The organism is Pokkaliibacter sp. CJK22405 (assembly GCF_046614695.1).
Taxonomy (GTDB): domain Bacteria; phylum Pseudomonadota; class Gammaproteobacteria; order Pseudomonadales; family Balneatricaceae; genus Pokkaliibacter.
Window position 1 is genome coordinate 110,441 of the sequence record NZ_JBKKHQ010000008.1, and the last position, 14,319, is coordinate 124,759.

Below are 14,319 nucleotides of genomic sequence, written 5' to 3' on the forward strand. Positions count from 1 at the left end.
GGCCCAGGCTGCTGGTGAGAAATCCTCAGCATCAAGGGCAGCGGGCTGAAGTTCACAAGGGTGACATAGCCCATTAACTTACGCATCAGGGAGACGGGGATGAATCGGGAAAAGGTCGTATTTGCATTTTTTATCGTACTGGCACTGACGCTGAACTTCGGCTTTGTGCTGGGGGAAATGCAAAACCCTGAGCACCACAATGCCTTTGAGCTTTTTGCGGCCATTGTCGTAAGCCTGATCGCAACGGTGCTTAAATTTGGCGACCGAACCCACATCGGTGCGGTGCTGCTGGCGACCAGCCTGGTGGCGGATTTGCAGCTGTTGCTGGCAGCCATGGTCTGGGGCTATGCAGACTATGTTTCGGAAAGTGGTTTGACCACCAGCATTGTCTCGTCGGTGGTGTCCTTATCCGCTGGCGCCTTGCTGGCGAATGTGACCTCAGTCATTCTGCTGATGGTCGAGACCGTGATGATTCGTCGGTAAGCGCTGATGAAGAGCGCTATGTACCTGCTGCTTCGCAGGTTACGTCTTCCGCTGATTTCACTGATCGTGGTGTACGCCGTCTCCATTACCGGATTCGTGCTGATTCCCGGTCAGGATGATCAGGGCCAGCCCTGGCAGATGGGCTTTTTCCATGCTTTCTATTTCGTCAGCTTTATGGGCTCGACCATTGGCTTTGGCGAGATTCCCTATCCCTTTACTGATGCCCAGCGCTACTGGGCGATGCTGACCATTTACGCCACGGTCATCGTCTGGCTGTACAGCATCGGAACCATGCTTTCCGTGTTGCAGGACCCGGCGTTCTCCCGCGTAAGGTCGCGGCACCGCTTTCGGAATGCCGTTCGGCAGATTCAGGAGCCTTTTTACCTCGTCTGCGGTTATGGCCTGACCGGCGGCTTGCTGGTCAAAATGATGGCTGAGCGGGGTTTGCAGACGGTGGTGGTCGATATTGACCAGAGCCGCGTGGATGATCTGGAGACAGATTCACTGGGGATGATGATTCCGGCCTATGGCGCGGATGCGAGCCAGCCGGATGTCCTCAAGGATGCAGGCTTGCTCAAGCCCAACTGTATCGGCGTGATTGCGCTGACCAACAATGATGAAGTGAATCTGGCCATTGCTATTGCCGGCAAGCTGCTCACCAAGGAAACGCCGGTGATCAGTCGTGCTGAAAACGACTCACTGGCGGCTAACCTGGCTTCTTTTGGTACAGATCACATCATCAATCCTTTTACCTCCTTTGCCGAATACATGGCGATGGCCATTCACGCGCCCTACCGTCATTTGGTGTATGACTGGCTGGTGAATCCCCGTCATCGCCCTTTGCAGTTTGGCGAGCGAAAACCGCGCGGCAACTGGGTGATATGCGGTTATGGGCGAATGGGCACCGCGTTGCATAAACAGCTGCAAGTGCAGAATGTTGAACTGGTGGTGGTTGAACCTGACCCGGCCAAGTACGGCCTGACCGATAATATGGTTGAGGGTTTGGGGACGGAGGCTGTCACTCTGGAACAGGCGGATATCCGTGAGGCTGCAGGTCTGGTGGCGGCGACCGCAAGCGATGCCAATAACCTCTCGATTCTCATGACGGCACGTGAAATAAACCCGGATCTGATCACCGTGGTTCGGCAGAATCAGCGCTATAACGAAGCGGTTTTTAAAGCAGCGAAAGCGGATTATGTCATGGACCCGAGCGGCATCATGGCCAACCGGATCATGATGCTGATCAAATCGCCATTGCTGCTGGATTTTCTCTCGTATCTGCCGCGCGAATCGGATGAGTGGGCTTACAAGCTCATCATGCAGATGCGTGATCTGGTCGGCCAGGAGGAACTGGATAGCTGGTCATTCACCCTTAATGATCGCGAAACGCCTGCGCTGATAACCTCCCTGAACCTTCAGGAAGAGCTGCCGCTGTCGCTGTTTTTGCATCATCCCGGTAACCGCAAGGACAGCTTGCCGGCATTGGCGCTGATGCTCAAACGGCAAGGCGAGGTGACACTGCTACCGGCCACCGACACGCAACTTCAGGCCGGAGACCAGCTGCTGTTCTGCGGTGATACGGAGGCCTACGGCCCCATGTCCCGAATTGCGTATAACTACAACATGCTGACCTACGTTCGCGATGGTTATGAAGGTGCCTCCGGCACGGTTTGGCGCTGGCTGAATCGTCGCTTTGAAGGCCTGGATGATCCTCGCTCCTCAAACTAGTGGGTTATTTCCTTGGGATATCTCAGTGGTATACCGCCTGATCCTGCCTGGTTCAGGCGGTTTTTGCCTGTCGATGTCATCGCAGGTAACCATTCGATACTTTGAACTGCTGGCCTGTTTATATTAGTTTGTGCAAGAAATTAGCATGAAGAGTGCATCTCTTGCGGCGGTCACGGGCTGTAAGAAAAACACTTTTTGATCATGGCGCGGGGCCGATGAGCAGGATGATCTCGGTCACCCGCGCAACTTTGGAGAGCACACGATGTCTTTAACGCGCATGATTCCCTTGTCGCGAATTAGTACCTTCGTTATGGGTTTTTTGCTGGTGTTCACTCTGGGCATGCAGCAGGCCGAGGCGAAGCGTCTGGGCGGCGGCAAGTCATTTGGCAGCACCTATTCCACGCCTGCCAAACCTACTTATTCACCCACCCAAAGCAAAACCACAACAAACAGCTCTGCTGCCACTAACTCCACATCCCAGACTGCTGCCGCCGCGAATACAGGCCGTAAGGGTGGTCTGATGGGCGGTATGCTAGGCGGCTTGCTGGCGGGCAGTTTGCTGGGCGCGCTGTTCTTTGGCGGTGGCTTCAGCGGCGGTGGTTTGATCGATATTCTGCTACTAGCCGGTGTGGGTTACCTGATCTACCGTATGTTCGCCAAAAAGCGTCAGGCGGCACAATCACAAACACAGTCCCAGCAAGCCAGCAATTACGGATACCAGCCACAGCCTGCACAAGGTAGCTACAATGAACAGGCGCAAGCAGCGGTTGAGCCTCAGTCCATGGCGCGTCAGCAGAGTGAGGACGTTATTCGTGGAGGCAGCTTTGGCACGCCTCAGCAAGGTCTGATGGCTGAGCTGGCTGAAGACTCCATGAAAACCCCGGAGTGGTTTAATGCCGAAGCCTTCCTTGAGGAAGCCAAAGGCCATTTCCGTGCCTTGCAGCAAGCCTGGGATCAGGCGGATTACGCCACGATGGCAGACTATATGACCCCCGCGCTGTTCGAGCAGATTCGTAATGAGCGCGAAGCGCTGGACCAAAGCCAGCACACTGAAGTGGTATCGGTGATGACTGAGCTGGTAAACTTCCAGCAGTTGCAAGATCGTTTTATTGCCTCGATCCAGTTCTCCGGCTGGGTTCAGGAAGAGCAGGCCGGTCAGGAAGGTGAGTTCAGCGAGATCTGGCATCTGACCAAGTCTTCAGCGGATCCAAAGGCTCCCTGGCAGATCGAAGGTATTCAGCAGCCTGACTGAAAGCGCTGACCCGCAAGACTAAACGCAAAAACGGCATCCAAAGATGCCGTTTTTTTATGACTCACTTTCAGTGGTACTCAGGTCGCATCCCGCAGGAATACCCAAGTGTCTTCCTCTGAGGCGGCGGCATTGAAAGCATAGCCGTCATAGTCGAAGTTCTTAAGCTCTTCAGCTTCCCTGGGCTGATGATCAATCATGTAGCGGACCATCAGGCCTCGGGCTTTCTTGGCGTAAAAGCTGATGATCTTGTACTCGCCATTTTTGTAGTCCTTGAAGACCGGCGTAATGAGTCTGCCTTTGAGTTTGGCCTTCTTCACCGCCTTGAAATACTCATTGGATGCCAGATTGATCAGGGTGCTATCGCCGCTGTTTTCCAGGGCTTTATTCAGCGCCTGAGTAATTTTGTCGCCCCAGAAGGCATACAGGTCTTTGCCGCGGGCATTAGCGAATTTGGTGCCCATTTCCAGACGATAGGGCTGCATTTGGTCCAGTGGGCGCAGTAGTCCATACAGGCCGGAAAGAATCCGCAGATGCTGCTGAGCATAGGTTAGGCCATCGTCATCCAGTGACTCAGCGTCCAGCCCCTGATAAACGTCACCTTTAAAGGCCAGAACGGCCTGTTTGGAATTTTCCTCGGTAAAAGTCTTGCTCCACTGGGCGAAGCGCGCTGCGTTCAGGCTCGATAGCTTATCCGACAGGCTCATCAACTGGCTGATATCGGCAGGCGTCAGGGCTTTGAGCTCATCAATCAGGGCCGCTGAATCTTCGATGAAGTCAGGCTTGGTCGATGTTTTCGTGATGGCGGGGGTTTCGTAATCCAGTGTTTTGGCCGGGGAAATAACGGCAAGCATGGCAACTCCTGTCGATCAAAGGGCTCTGCTCATTACCGAGCAGGGATTGCCAGACAGTCTACACAACCCCCGGTAACGCAGCTAATCGCTTATCCTAATCAGGTTGATTGAGCCAGACTTCAAGATCGCGTTTAGCGTTGTCACACCGAAAAAACCGCCCCAGCGTGGCTGCGACGTTTTTCCAGCGGTGTGACTCCAGCAGTAGCTCGTTACCCGGGGTAAAAGCAGGTTTAGCTGTTCAGTCGCTTAAGAGTTTGCAGGTAATCATTGGCTGCGTTGTCCTGCAAAAGGTGTTGGCCTTCCCGAATAGCCCACTGGCCATTGACCATCACATCCTGAATCAGGTTGCGCTCACTGGCGAAGAGCCAGCGACTGAGACGGTGAGTGTCGGAGGCGATTTGCAGCAAGGGGTGGTGATCATCCAGACGCAGCCAGTCCGCGCGATAGCCCACAGTGAGTTGGCCGATTTTTTGTCCCAATGCCTGGGCGCCGCCGAGGCAGGACGCCTGATAGAGATAGTCAGCCACCGCGGGCTGATCCGGCTGGCTCAGGCGGCAACGTCCCTGATCACGCAGGCGTTGTCCGTACTCAAGCCAGCGCAGTTCTTCCACTACGCTGAGGCTGATGTGACTGTCACTGCCGATACCAAAGCGGCCACCTGCGGCCAGATACTGGTCTGCCGGGAAGAGTCCATCGCCCAGATTTGCTTCCGTGGTAATACAGAGTCCGGCGATAGCCTGACTGCTGGCGAGCGCTTTCACCTCATGCTCATCCAGATGGGTGGCATGTACCAGACACCAGTCCTGATCAACCGGTGCGTTATCCATTAGCCAGGCGACGGGACGCTGGCCGCTCCAGCTCAGGCAGGTATCCACTTCTTTTTGCTGCTCGGCGATGTGAATGTGCACCGGTGTGCCGGGTTGATGCACGGCGAGGGTAGCGCTGATTTGCTCTGGCGTTACTGCTCGCAGAGAGTGGAAGCAAAGGCCGGTACGTTGGGTTGGTATCCCGGCCAATTCCTGAGTGAGGTTCTCATAAAGACGCAGATAGCTGTCCTGAGAGTGAATAAACCGCCGTTGTCCCTGCTCAGGCGGCTGACCACCAAAACCACTGTGGGCATAGAACACGGGCAACAGGGTTAAACCGATGCCGGATTCGCTAGCGGCCTGACTGATCGCCTGACCCAGGCGCTGCGCCGGTGCATAAGGCTGGCCATCAAGGTCATGGTGTAAATAATGAAATTCGGCGACACTGGTGAAGCCAGCCTTAAGCATGTCGATATAGAGCTGACGGGCAATTGCCAGCACATCTTCTGGGCCAATCTGCTCCAGCATGCGATACATTTGGGCACGCCAGCTCCAGAAACTGTCTTTAGGGTCCGTGGCGACTTCCGTAAGGCCAGCCATTGCGCGTTGAAAGGCATGGGAGTGCAGGTTGGGCATGCCGGGCACAATCATGCCGGTGAACTCATCCTCCGGTTGACGAACCTGATCAGCTTCAATGGAGGCAAGGGTGCCGAAGGCATCGACAGTCAGGCGGACGTTGGCTTTCCAGCCATCAGGGAGTAGGGCGTGGGAGGCAAAGTAAGTCGTCATTCCGGCATCCGGGCGCTAGGCGGTGAGAGGCTTTGCCTGAGTCTCTGACCGGTGGCTATGCGCAGTCGCAAGCCTGCGTCATCAGGGATGTCAGGTTGTATATACATATATATACGTTATAGTTGGCCGGTGCAATTCGTGATTACCGGTGTAATAACTTCCCGGCGGCGACCGGGAGACAGATTGAGGACGTCACAGTGACTCAACTCTCCCCTGAAGATACAGGGCTTGCGACCGCGCTCAAGCGCGACGGTTTACCGCCAGGCCCGGCCTATCTGCAGGTTAAGCGCCTGATTCTTAATCAGATTCAGGAAGGCCTCTGGCCTGAGCATTACCGTATCCCCTCGGAAAGTGAGCTGGTACGTGAGCTGGGTTTTAGCCGCATGACCATCAATCGTGCCCTGCGTGAGCTTACGGCTGATGGCTATCTGGTCAGGATGCAGGGCGTTGGCACCTTTGTCGCGGAAGCCAAAGGCCATTCGGCCCTGTTTGAAGTGCACAATATCGCCGATGAAATCACGGCGCGCCGTCATCAGCACCGAGCGGATATTCTGCGCATGGAGTCTGTGAAAGCGACTTCTGAGCAGGCCGTTGCTTTGGGAATTCGTGAAGGCGATACCCTGTTTCATAGCATCATCGTGCATTTCGAAAATGGCACGCCTATCCAGATTGAGGATCGTTACGTTAACCCTGCCGTGGCGCCGGATTACCTCCAGCAGGACTTTTCTCAGGAAACGCCCTTTGTCTACCTGACCCGTGTGGCACCGCTCACCGAGGGTGAACATGTGGTTGAAGCGGTATTGGCGGAAGCCTGGGAGCAGGAGCTGCTGCAGATTAGTGCCAATGAACCCTGTTTGCTGATCCGTCGTCGTACCTGGTCACAGAAAAATGTCGTGACCTCCGCCCGCCTGCTGTATCCCGGCAGCCGTCATCGTCTGGAAGGGCATTTTGATCAATCATGACTACTTGTCTCTGGTGGCCTGAAGGCCAGTGGCACCGCATTCGTCCCGAAGAAATCCAGCAGGTACCATGGAAAAATGGTGCCGGGTTAACGCGCACTCTCTGGCATCAGGGCGATGAGTCCCATTACCTGCGCATTTCGCTGGCCGACATCACCGGTAACAGCGGTTTCTCCCGTTTTGAAAATACCCAGCGTTGTCTGGCATTGGTGCAGGGTGAGCTAACTCTGAGCATTAACGGTGTGGGTCGGCAGGTGAAAACCGGCGACTGGCTGCACTTCTCAGGGGAGGATCTGGTCGACGCCAGTCAGCTTAAACATCCGCACTGTAAGGCGCTGAACCTGATGGTGCCTTTTGGTACCGGACGTTTTCAGCTGCAGCGCGTGTCGCTGGATGCGGGCCGGAGTCTGGGGCTCAACGCCGGGCCGGATCAGGGGCTTTTCTGTATTTCCGGTGGCGGTGTTCTGATCCATCAGAATCTTGAGCTTAAAGCCGGAGAAATGGCGCTGGGCGGTGGGGATGCGCTGAAGGCGACTTCGCCCAGTGTCTGGCTGCATTGGCGGTTAATGCCTGTCGTTATCTAGGCTTTGCCCCCATAAGTACAGGTGACGCATTAAAGCCATCGTTTAATTACCCACTCGCCATCAGAACGCTAAAAAACATTATCAAAGCATGGCGATGATCAGGAGTGACCTATGACTGCCGCTTTCGAATTCCAGCAGGGCCGATTGCCACTGCTGATCAGCATGCCCCACACTGGCGAGGCGTTGACCCCTGGTATCAGGCAATGTCTGACCGAAAAGGCCTTGCAGTTACAGGACACCGACTGGCACATCGCGCGCTTATATCACTTCGCCAAAGAGATGGGCTCGAGCATCTTGGCCGCCAATTATTCCCGTTATGTGATTGACCTTAACCGCCCCGAGGATGATCAGCCGCTGTATGCCAGTGCAACCACCGGGCTGTTTCCGGATATCGATTTCGACGGGCTATCACTCTATAAGCCCGGAATGATTCCTGCAGCTGAAGAGCGCACTCGTGCTATCGAGCAGATCTGGCGGCCTTACCACCAGAAAATCCGTGATGAGCTGGCGCGTATGGTTGAAACCTTTGGCTATGCGCTGTTGTTTGATGCCCACAGTATTCGCTCTCACGTACCGCGCTTGTTTGAAGGTAAGTTGCCTGACTACAACCTTGGTACCAATAGCGGTGAGAGTTGCGATCCGTCGCTGGCCCATGCGCTGGCAGAAACCTGTGAGCATTTTGAAGGGGTCAGCCACGTGGTGAACGGACGCTTCAAGGGCGGCTTTATCACCCGCTGTTTTGGTCAGCCTGCCATTCATTGCCATGCTGTACAGCTGGAGCTGTCACAGTGCAATTATATGGATGAAGACTATCCCTTTGCGTTTGATGAAGAAGTCGCAGGACCAACGCGTGAGCGGATTCAGGCTTTGCTGGATACCATGCTGCGCTGGGCGCAGGGGCATTATTCACAAGGCCATCATGTCTAGGATCGCTTTGCCTGAAGGTGTTCAGGTGCAACGCTGAGAGAAAATTAAAGCCACAACGAGGATGCCAGCCCGGCATCCTCAATCACTGCGAAAGCGGGTGTAAAGCAGGTTGTGGTCAGAGTAGACCTCACTGGAAAAACACCGGGCTTCCAGCAGCTCCAATCCCCGATAAAAGACATGATCCAGCGGCTGTCCAAAGAAGCGCTTGATCAGCCGTCCATCCATCATCGTCGCCTGTTGCAGGCTAAGACCGTGACAGAAGTTACGAAGCGTGGTGGCACGACGTGGGCTCCAGCTATTGAAATCTCCCGCGACGATTAAAGGCCCACGGTGCGAAGTGAGCGCCTCACCGAGTAAACCAATCTCTGCCTGATACTGACGAAGGCCGCGAAAATTGATCGCGTGGATATTCGCCACACACAGCAGGGCGCCATCGGCGCGGCCCAGAGAGTAATAGGTAATCAGCGCACTTTTGTGGGTTTTGATAAAGATTTCCTGAGCAAAGCTCAGCAACGAGGCAACATTTATTACCTGGGTGTCGCTGGCAGTCAGTACGCCGTAGTAGTGGTTCTTGAGTTGCAGATTGGGCGCCGCTTCGTAGCAAAAGCGGTCGAGAAAGAAGCTGTCCTGACCTCGAAACATGGCCTCCTGCCAGAGAATCAGATCCGTTGGCCGTTGCAGCATGTGCTGGCGGAAGAAGCTCTGAAAAGGCGCGCGCTGGTTGTTCTTGTGCACATTAAGACACAGCAGGCCAAACTCGCCGGAGAGGGCCTCCCGTGCCGGGCGGCCACCACATCGGTGATGAATGATGCTGGGTTTAAACATGCCTTACCTTAAAGCTGGGGAGCAAAAATGCGCATCAGGTTCTCGAAGAAGCGGCGCACCGGTTTGACCTTTTTCATATTCCGGCTGGACTGCGTCAGCAGCTCCTTCATCCAGTCTTCGACTTCATTGATGATTTTCTCAGAGTAGGCAAAGGTCACCACCTCATAGTTGAGAAAAAGACTGCGATTGTCCATGTTGACGGAACCCAGCATAACGCCTGCCCGATCCATCAGAATCGCTTTGGCATGCAGCATATTGCGTTCATAGAGGGCGACATGCGCGCCGACATCTTCCAGTTCGCGCATATAGCTGCTGCGGCCAAGGTCCGCCAGTTTGTGGTTGGAGAAGCGCGGTGTGATCAGTTTTACATCCACCCCCTTGTGATGGGCGATGATGAGCGCGCGCAGCAGATTGTCATCCGGAACGAAGTAGGGTGTCACAATCCAGATTCGTTCTTTGGCAGCGTAAATAGCGCTCAGCAGCGCCTCAAACAGGGCGTCGGTACGAATATCCGGGCCGGAAGGCACGACCTGCATAAAGGTATCGCCACCTTCAACCGGCGCGGGAGCTTCTTTCTGGGATACCCGCATCGGCACGCCACTGGCATAAGTCCAGTCCGCTGCAAATATCTGGTGGTAATGAAAGACGGCGGGGCCTTCGATCAGGAAGAGAATATCCTGCCACTGGGCCTTCTGGCTGGTGCGCAGGTCATTAATAAAGTCATCCGGGCCGCCACCATCTGCGCTCATGTAATCCGCGGCGAGGTTCATGCCGCCACTTAGGACGCGCTTGCGGTCAAAGAGATAGATCTTGCGGTGATTGCGCAGGTTGATGTAGCTGCGAAACGGCAGCGACAACAGAGGGAAACAGAAAATGACTTTGCCGCCTGCATCCTTCAGAGGCTCAAACATCTGCTGAAAAAAGTAGGCCTGCCAGGAACCGAAACTGTCGAGCAGCAGCTTCACTTCTACCCCTTCACGTGCACGCTCGGTCAGCTCATGCAGGAGTGCTCGGGTGGTGCGGTCTTTTTTGAACACATAGGTGCTGATGTAGATTGAGCTCTGGGCTTCCCGAATCTGCTTCACCATTTCGTGGTAAGCCTCCTTGCCGGAGGTATAAAACTCATAGCGATTACCGCGGGTGGGCGCGGGGATGCCATTGGCTGTGAGGATGCAGGAAACCGGGTTGTCCATCATCGCCTCATCGGGCGTGATGTCATGAAGCTCACGAATCAGCTTTCGTTTAAGACGCGAACGCTTGCGCACACCAATCAGGAAATACAGCGGTACAGCCAGATGGGGCACAAGCAAAATCGCCAGTAGCCAGGCCAGCATCGAGGTCGGCGTGCGCTTCTGGTAGATCATGCTGAACAAGGCAAGCAGATACAGCAGGATCGAGGAAATAATAAAGGTCTGGTAGATCAGGTCATACTGCATTCAGTGCGTAAGGCTCCGTCCTGTTCGGTAACGCGAGAGAGGCAGCAATGTGTCATCTGCTTTTACTTTTTTTACTACGCAGCCGAAGCACAGATCCTGATGACAAGTGCTTCGGCCGGAAACGTCGGATGCCAGCGCTCAGTGCATCTCATGCATGCGGGCATTAAGCTCATCCACGGTTTCAGCCCAGTCAGAATCCTGCGCCAGAGCTTCTTTCAAAAAGCGAGACTGCGCCGTGCTCCAGCATTGCGCCTGATGTAGAGGAATATCCTCAGAGAGGCCGCCGTTCTTCTGGATAAACTGGTCAATCTGCTGGTCAGACTCAGGCAGGCCGAGCTGGGCAAACAGGGTGTTCATTGAATGTGTTGAAGTGTCCATCATGGTTCTGCTCCTTGATCTCGCCAATGGAACGGCGCCAGTGTGAGCCGTGATACGGCGGCGCGTTGTAAGTCCGGTGTCATCTCCGGGCGTTAGGCTGGCCTGTATTGAGGCTGCTTTACCCGCGGAGGCGTTACCCCTTTACTTGGGTGTGATCTGCACTGATTGCAAATTGTGCACGCCGGAAAACGCCTGGCTTATCGTTTCCAAGTGTTTTCAGTGCTTAAGGCGCTGCCAAGGGATTGATTTTATTCGGCTCTGCCGGGCATTGACCGTGACACCAAGGGGCAGGGTTGATTAATATGGTTGACTCACCATCGCCAGCCTTTCCGTCTGATCGGAAGGGCGATTTGCCCACCAATCAGGCCGCCTGCGGGTCGGCTTACTGAGTTACAGAGTCTAGGGATGAGCAGCAAAACCATCGTACTTACCGGTATCACCACCACTGGCACCCCGCATCTGGGGAACTATGTCGGTGCCATTCGTCCGGCCATTGAGGAAAGCCGTAACCCGGATGTCAGCAGTTTTTACTTCATGGCGGATTTTCACGCCCTGATCAAATGTGATGACCCGGCGCGGGTATTTCGCTCCCGTCAGGAAATTGCAGCAACCTGGCTGGCGATGGGCCTGGATGCTGACCGTGCGACGTTTTACCGTCAGTCCGATATTCCTGAAATTACTGAACTCTCCTGGGTACTGACCTGCCTGACGGCCAAAGGCCTGATGAATCGTGCCCATGCCTACAAGGCTTCTGTGGATGCCAATGTCGCTGCCGGGAATGAAGATCTCGACGACGGCATTACCATGGGCCTCTTCAGCTATCCGATCCTGATGGCAGCGGACATTCTGATGTTCAATGCCCACAAGGTGCCGGTTGGCCGTGATCAGGTTCAGCACATCGAAATGGCGCGTGACATCGCGGGGCGTTTCAACCACATGTATGCGCCGGTCTTTACCCTGCCAGAAGCGGTGGTGGGTGAAGAAGGTTCCGTCATGTCCGGGCTGGATGGCCGCAAGATGTCCAAAAGCTACAACAACACCATTCCGCTTTTCGTGGAGCCGGATGAGCTGTTGAAGCTGGTTCGTCGCATCAAGACCGATTCACGGATGCCGGGTGAGGCCAAGGACACCGAGGGAAGCACTCTCTTTGAAATCTACTCAGCCTTTGCCACGAAGGATGAGCGTCAGGCCATGGCAAGCCGCTTTGCCAGTGGCGAGGCCTGGGGCGAGCTGAAGGATGCACTGTTTGAGCTGCTGAATGACCGTCTGAGTGCTCCGCGTGAAGAATACAAACGTATCATGGCTGATCAGTCCTACCTTGAGTCCGTATTGAAAAAAGGCGCTGACAAGGCGCGCGCTCAGGCGGCTCCTCTGATGGATCAGGTCCGTAAGGCTGTGGGCCTCGGTGGCTTTACTGAGGGCTTCACCAAGGTGGCAGCTCAGCAGGATGAAAGCACCAAGGAGCTTTCAGACGAGGATATCGCCAAGCGTGAAGCCGGAAAGGCCAAAGCACTGGAAATCGCCCGTCAGCGTGAAGAAGAAGCCAAGGCTGCGGCGGAAACTGAACTTAAAGCAGCACTGGCGGCGCAGGGCAATGATCTGGCGGCGCTGAAGGCGTTACTGGATGAGCAGTTTGCGCAGGCAAGCAAGAAAGAAAAACGCGGCTTGAAACTCAAGCTGAGTATTTTGGATGAATGGAATAGCTAAATAACGCTGAGAGAACAGGGTGTGTCCCGTTCTGCGGGAGAAAGTCCCAGCAGCATGTCAGGTCCCGGAGAAGGGCCGGATAAGGAGTGAATAATGGGATATAACACCTTGATTGATGCGGCCACTTTGCTGGCCGAGGGTAATGAGGATTGGGTCGTACTGGACTGCCGCTTCTCTGTGGCTTCTGCTGCGACAGCGGATGCAGGCTATAACGCCTATCTGGAAGGCCATATTCCCGGTGCGCTTTATGCCCACCTGAACAATGATTTGTCATCCCCGGTGACAGCGACAAGCGGCCGTCACCCCCTGCCTGAACAGCAGGCACTGCGCCAGTTCTTTGGTCGCTGTGGTATCACCCCCGAGACGCAGGTCGTGGTGTATGACGATCTGAATGGCGCGATGGCGGCTCGCTGCTGGTGGCTGCTGCGCTGGTTAGGCCATGACAAAGTGGCCGTGCTGGATGCGGGTATTCAGGCATGGAACGCCGCTGGCGGCACGCTTGAGCAAACCAAACACGAGCAAAACGCTGACGGCCAGTATCCTGAGCGCGAGTCTCTGGTGCAGGTACGTGATGCCGATGAACTGCTGATGCAAATTCAGGATCCGCGTTGGCAGCTGGTGGATGCGCGTGCACCTGAGCGCTTCCGTGGTGATGTCGAGCCTATCGATCCTGTCGGTGGTCACATTCCCGGTGCCATGAACCGCCCTCTGCAGCAGAACCTGCAGGCTGATGGTCGCTTTAAATCTGTTGAGCAGCTACGCGGTGAATGGCTGGCGATTTTGGGAGAGGCTTCTGCGAAGGAAGTCGTGCACTACTGTGGCTCTGGCGTGACTGCCTGCCATAACTTCCTGGCCATGGAGCATGCGGGCCTCACCGGCAGCCGCGTTTATCCCGGTTCCTGGAGTGAATGGAGCAAAGACCCGAGCCGTCCGATGGTGAAAGGCTAAGCCCATATGCTGGTTTAAGCGTGATACTAAAAAGGAGCGAAAGCTCCTTTTTTTGTGGGCGCAGACCTGCTGACAAGGACGTCCGAAAATGAACTCTGACAGGAAAACTAAGTGAAAAAACGAGTTTACGCTGCGGTAAAGCTCTTCTTTGCCGGCCTGTTGCTGCTTGGGCAAAGCACTCTGGCGGCAGAGCACGCCAGCCCGGCAAGTGCGGTCGAACAGTTTTACAGAGGCTATGTCGCCGATTTTGACGGCTCAAATGTTGACTGCCACTACTGCTCTCAAGTGGTGACAACCTTTGTTGCTCCGAAGACCGTTGCTCGCCTGCAGAAAGTGTTATCCATGCCGGAACAAGAGATTCTGCAGGCTGATTACTTTACCTACACCCAGGATTATGACCCGGTCTGGATCTTAGCCCTTGAAGTGAAAGAAGCCCCCGACTTTTCGACCAGTAAGACATTAGATGTGTACTTGCCTGTGAGTGAGGGGAAAAAGCTTCATCTTCGGGTGGTGGTGGAAGACGATCAGGGCTGGAAAATCGTTCGCGTCAGAGACGAGACCGACCACTACGAGCAGGCGATTTTTCAATAATACTTCACCCATACTCTGCTTTGCAGGCGACGGTCCTATCCATTAAAAGCCGTCG

14 protein-coding genes are annotated in these 14,319 nt (G+C 54.9%); 9 read left to right on the forward strand and 5 right to left on the reverse strand.

Annotated features, from left to right (window positions below; translation table 11 throughout):
* Window positions 1-99 precede the first annotated feature (99 nt).
* The 3 genes from ACKC9G_RS05050 (at window position 100) to ACKC9G_RS05060 (ending at window position 3,463) form a co-directional block, all read left to right on the forward strand.
* Entirely contained in the window at window positions 100-483 is a 384-nt protein-coding gene (locus ACKC9G_RS05050) for a DUF6394 family protein (protein ID WP_411403844.1), read from the forward strand.
* A gap of 6 nt (window positions 484-489) precedes the next feature.
* The gene (locus ACKC9G_RS05055; RefSeq protein WP_411403845.1) at window positions 490-2,211 is read left to right on the forward strand and encodes a potassium channel family protein; all 1,722 of its coding nucleotides are present in this window, start codon (window positions 490-492) and stop codon (window positions 2,209-2,211) included.
* A 262-nt stretch (window positions 2,212-2,473) separates the two neighbouring features.
* The gene (locus ACKC9G_RS05060) at window positions 2,474-3,463 is read left to right on the forward strand and encodes a Tim44 domain-containing protein (protein ID WP_411403846.1); all 990 of its coding nucleotides are present in this window, start codon (window positions 2,474-2,476) and stop codon (window positions 3,461-3,463) included.
* Between the two features lie 77 nt (window positions 3,464-3,540).
* Here ACKC9G_RS05060 and yaaA read toward each other — a convergent pair whose 3' ends face one another.
* Both yaaA and ACKC9G_RS05070 read right to left on the reverse strand, forming a co-directional pair.
* A complete protein-coding gene (yaaA, locus tag ACKC9G_RS05065) occupies window positions 3,541-4,314 on the reverse strand; it encodes a peroxide stress protein YaaA (RefSeq protein ID WP_411403847.1) in 774 nt (257 codons plus the stop codon).
* Between the two features lie 230 nt (window positions 4,315-4,544).
* Window positions 4,545-5,909 (reverse strand): formimidoylglutamate deiminase, encoded by a 1,365-nt coding sequence (locus ACKC9G_RS05070; RefSeq protein WP_411403848.1) that lies wholly within the window; start codon window positions 5,907-5,909, stop codon window positions 4,545-4,547.
* Window positions 5,910-6,106: 197 nt separating this feature from the next.
* Here ACKC9G_RS05070 and hutC point away from each other — a divergent pair, with 197 nt between their 5' ends.
* From hutC to hutG, 3 genes are all read left to right on the forward strand, one after another.
* Window positions 6,107-6,871: a histidine utilization repressor gene (gene hutC / locus ACKC9G_RS05075; RefSeq protein ID WP_411403849.1), complete on the forward strand. Its 765-nt coding sequence runs from the start codon at window positions 6,107-6,109 to the stop codon at window positions 6,869-6,871.
* Window positions 6,868-7,452: a HutD family protein gene (locus ACKC9G_RS05080; RefSeq protein ID WP_411403850.1), complete on the forward strand. Its 585-nt coding sequence runs from the start codon at window positions 6,868-6,870 to the stop codon at window positions 7,450-7,452. Before hutC ends, ACKC9G_RS05080 begins: the two co-directional genes overlap by 4 nt.
* Window positions 7,453-7,563: 111 nt before the next feature.
* Window positions 7,564-8,379 (forward strand): N-formylglutamate deformylase, encoded by an 816-nt coding sequence (gene hutG, locus ACKC9G_RS05085; protein ID WP_411403851.1) that lies wholly within the window; start codon window positions 7,564-7,566, stop codon window positions 8,377-8,379.
* 78 nt (window positions 8,380-8,457) lie between these two features.
* On the opposite strand, the gene ACKC9G_RS05090 is transcribed toward hutG, so the two are convergent.
* From ACKC9G_RS05090 to ACKC9G_RS05100, 3 genes are all read right to left on the reverse strand, one after another.
* Entirely contained in the window at window positions 8,458-9,204 is a 747-nt protein-coding gene (locus tag ACKC9G_RS05090; protein WP_411403852.1) for an endonuclease/exonuclease/phosphatase family protein, read from the reverse strand.
* Window positions 9,205-9,212: 8 nt separating this feature from the next.
* On the reverse strand, window positions 9,213-10,640 hold the full coding sequence (locus tag ACKC9G_RS05095) for a phospholipase D-like domain-containing protein (protein WP_411403853.1): 1,428 nt from the start codon (window positions 10,638-10,640) through the stop codon (window positions 9,213-9,215).
* Between the two features lie 138 nt (window positions 10,641-10,778).
* Window positions 10,779-11,021, reverse strand: a complete 243-nt coding sequence (locus ACKC9G_RS05100; protein ID WP_411403854.1) for a DUF2789 domain-containing protein — start codon at window positions 11,019-11,021, stop codon at window positions 10,779-10,781.
* A gap of 402 nt (window positions 11,022-11,423) precedes the next feature.
* Here ACKC9G_RS05100 and ACKC9G_RS05105 point away from each other — a divergent pair, with 402 nt between their 5' ends.
* From ACKC9G_RS05105 to ACKC9G_RS05115, 3 genes are all read left to right on the forward strand, one after another.
* Entirely contained in the window at window positions 11,424-12,725 is a 1,302-nt protein-coding gene (locus tag ACKC9G_RS05105) for a tryptophan--tRNA ligase (RefSeq protein WP_411403855.1), read from the forward strand.
* Window positions 12,726-12,818: 93 nt separating this feature from the next.
* The gene (locus tag ACKC9G_RS05110) at window positions 12,819-13,673 is read left to right on the forward strand and encodes a sulfurtransferase (RefSeq protein WP_411403856.1); all 855 of its coding nucleotides are present in this window, start codon (window positions 12,819-12,821) and stop codon (window positions 13,671-13,673) included.
* Window positions 13,674-13,784: 111 nt separating this feature from the next.
* Entirely contained in the window at window positions 13,785-14,264 is a 480-nt protein-coding gene (locus ACKC9G_RS05115) for a DUF3828 domain-containing protein (RefSeq protein ID WP_411403857.1), read from the forward strand.
* Window positions 14,265-14,319: the final 55 nt, after the last annotated feature.

Coding starts and splice junctions, on each gene's coding strand:
- ACKC9G_RS05050 (WP_411403844.1), top strand. CDS start 100: ATGAATCGGGAAAAGGTCGTATTTGCATTTTTTATCGTACTGGCACTG.
- ACKC9G_RS05055 (WP_411403845.1), top strand. CDS start 490: ATGAAGAGCGCTATGTACCTGCTGCTTCGCAGGTTACGTCTTCCGCTG.
- ACKC9G_RS05060 (WP_411403846.1), top strand. CDS start 2,474: ATGTCTTTAACGCGCATGATTCCCTTGTCGCGAATTAGTACCTTCGTT.
- yaaA (WP_411403847.1), bottom strand. CDS start 4,314: ATGCTTGCCGTTATTTCCCCGGCCAAAACACTGGATTACGAAACCCCC.
- ACKC9G_RS05070 (WP_411403848.1), bottom strand. CDS start 5,909: ATGACGACTTACTTTGCCTCCCACGCCCTACTCCCTGATGGCTGGAAA.
- ACKC9G_RS05080 (WP_411403850.1), top strand. CDS start 6,868: ATGACTACTTGTCTCTGGTGGCCTGAAGGCCAGTGGCACCGCATTCGT.
- hutG (WP_411403851.1), top strand. CDS start 7,564: ATGACTGCCGCTTTCGAATTCCAGCAGGGCCGATTGCCACTGCTGATC.
- ACKC9G_RS05090 (WP_411403852.1), bottom strand. CDS start 9,204: ATGTTTAAACCCAGCATCATTCATCACCGATGTGGTGGCCGCCCGGCA.
- ACKC9G_RS05095 (WP_411403853.1), bottom strand. CDS start 10,640: ATGCAGTATGACCTGATCTACCAGACCTTTATTATTTCCTCGATCCTG.
- ACKC9G_RS05100 (WP_411403854.1), bottom strand. CDS start 11,021: ATGATGGACACTTCAACACATTCAATGAACACCCTGTTTGCCCAGCTC.
- ACKC9G_RS05105 (WP_411403855.1), top strand. CDS start 11,424: ATGAGCAGCAAAACCATCGTACTTACCGGTATCACCACCACTGGCACC.
- ACKC9G_RS05110 (WP_411403856.1), top strand. CDS start 12,819: ATGGGATATAACACCTTGATTGATGCGGCCACTTTGCTGGCCGAGGGT.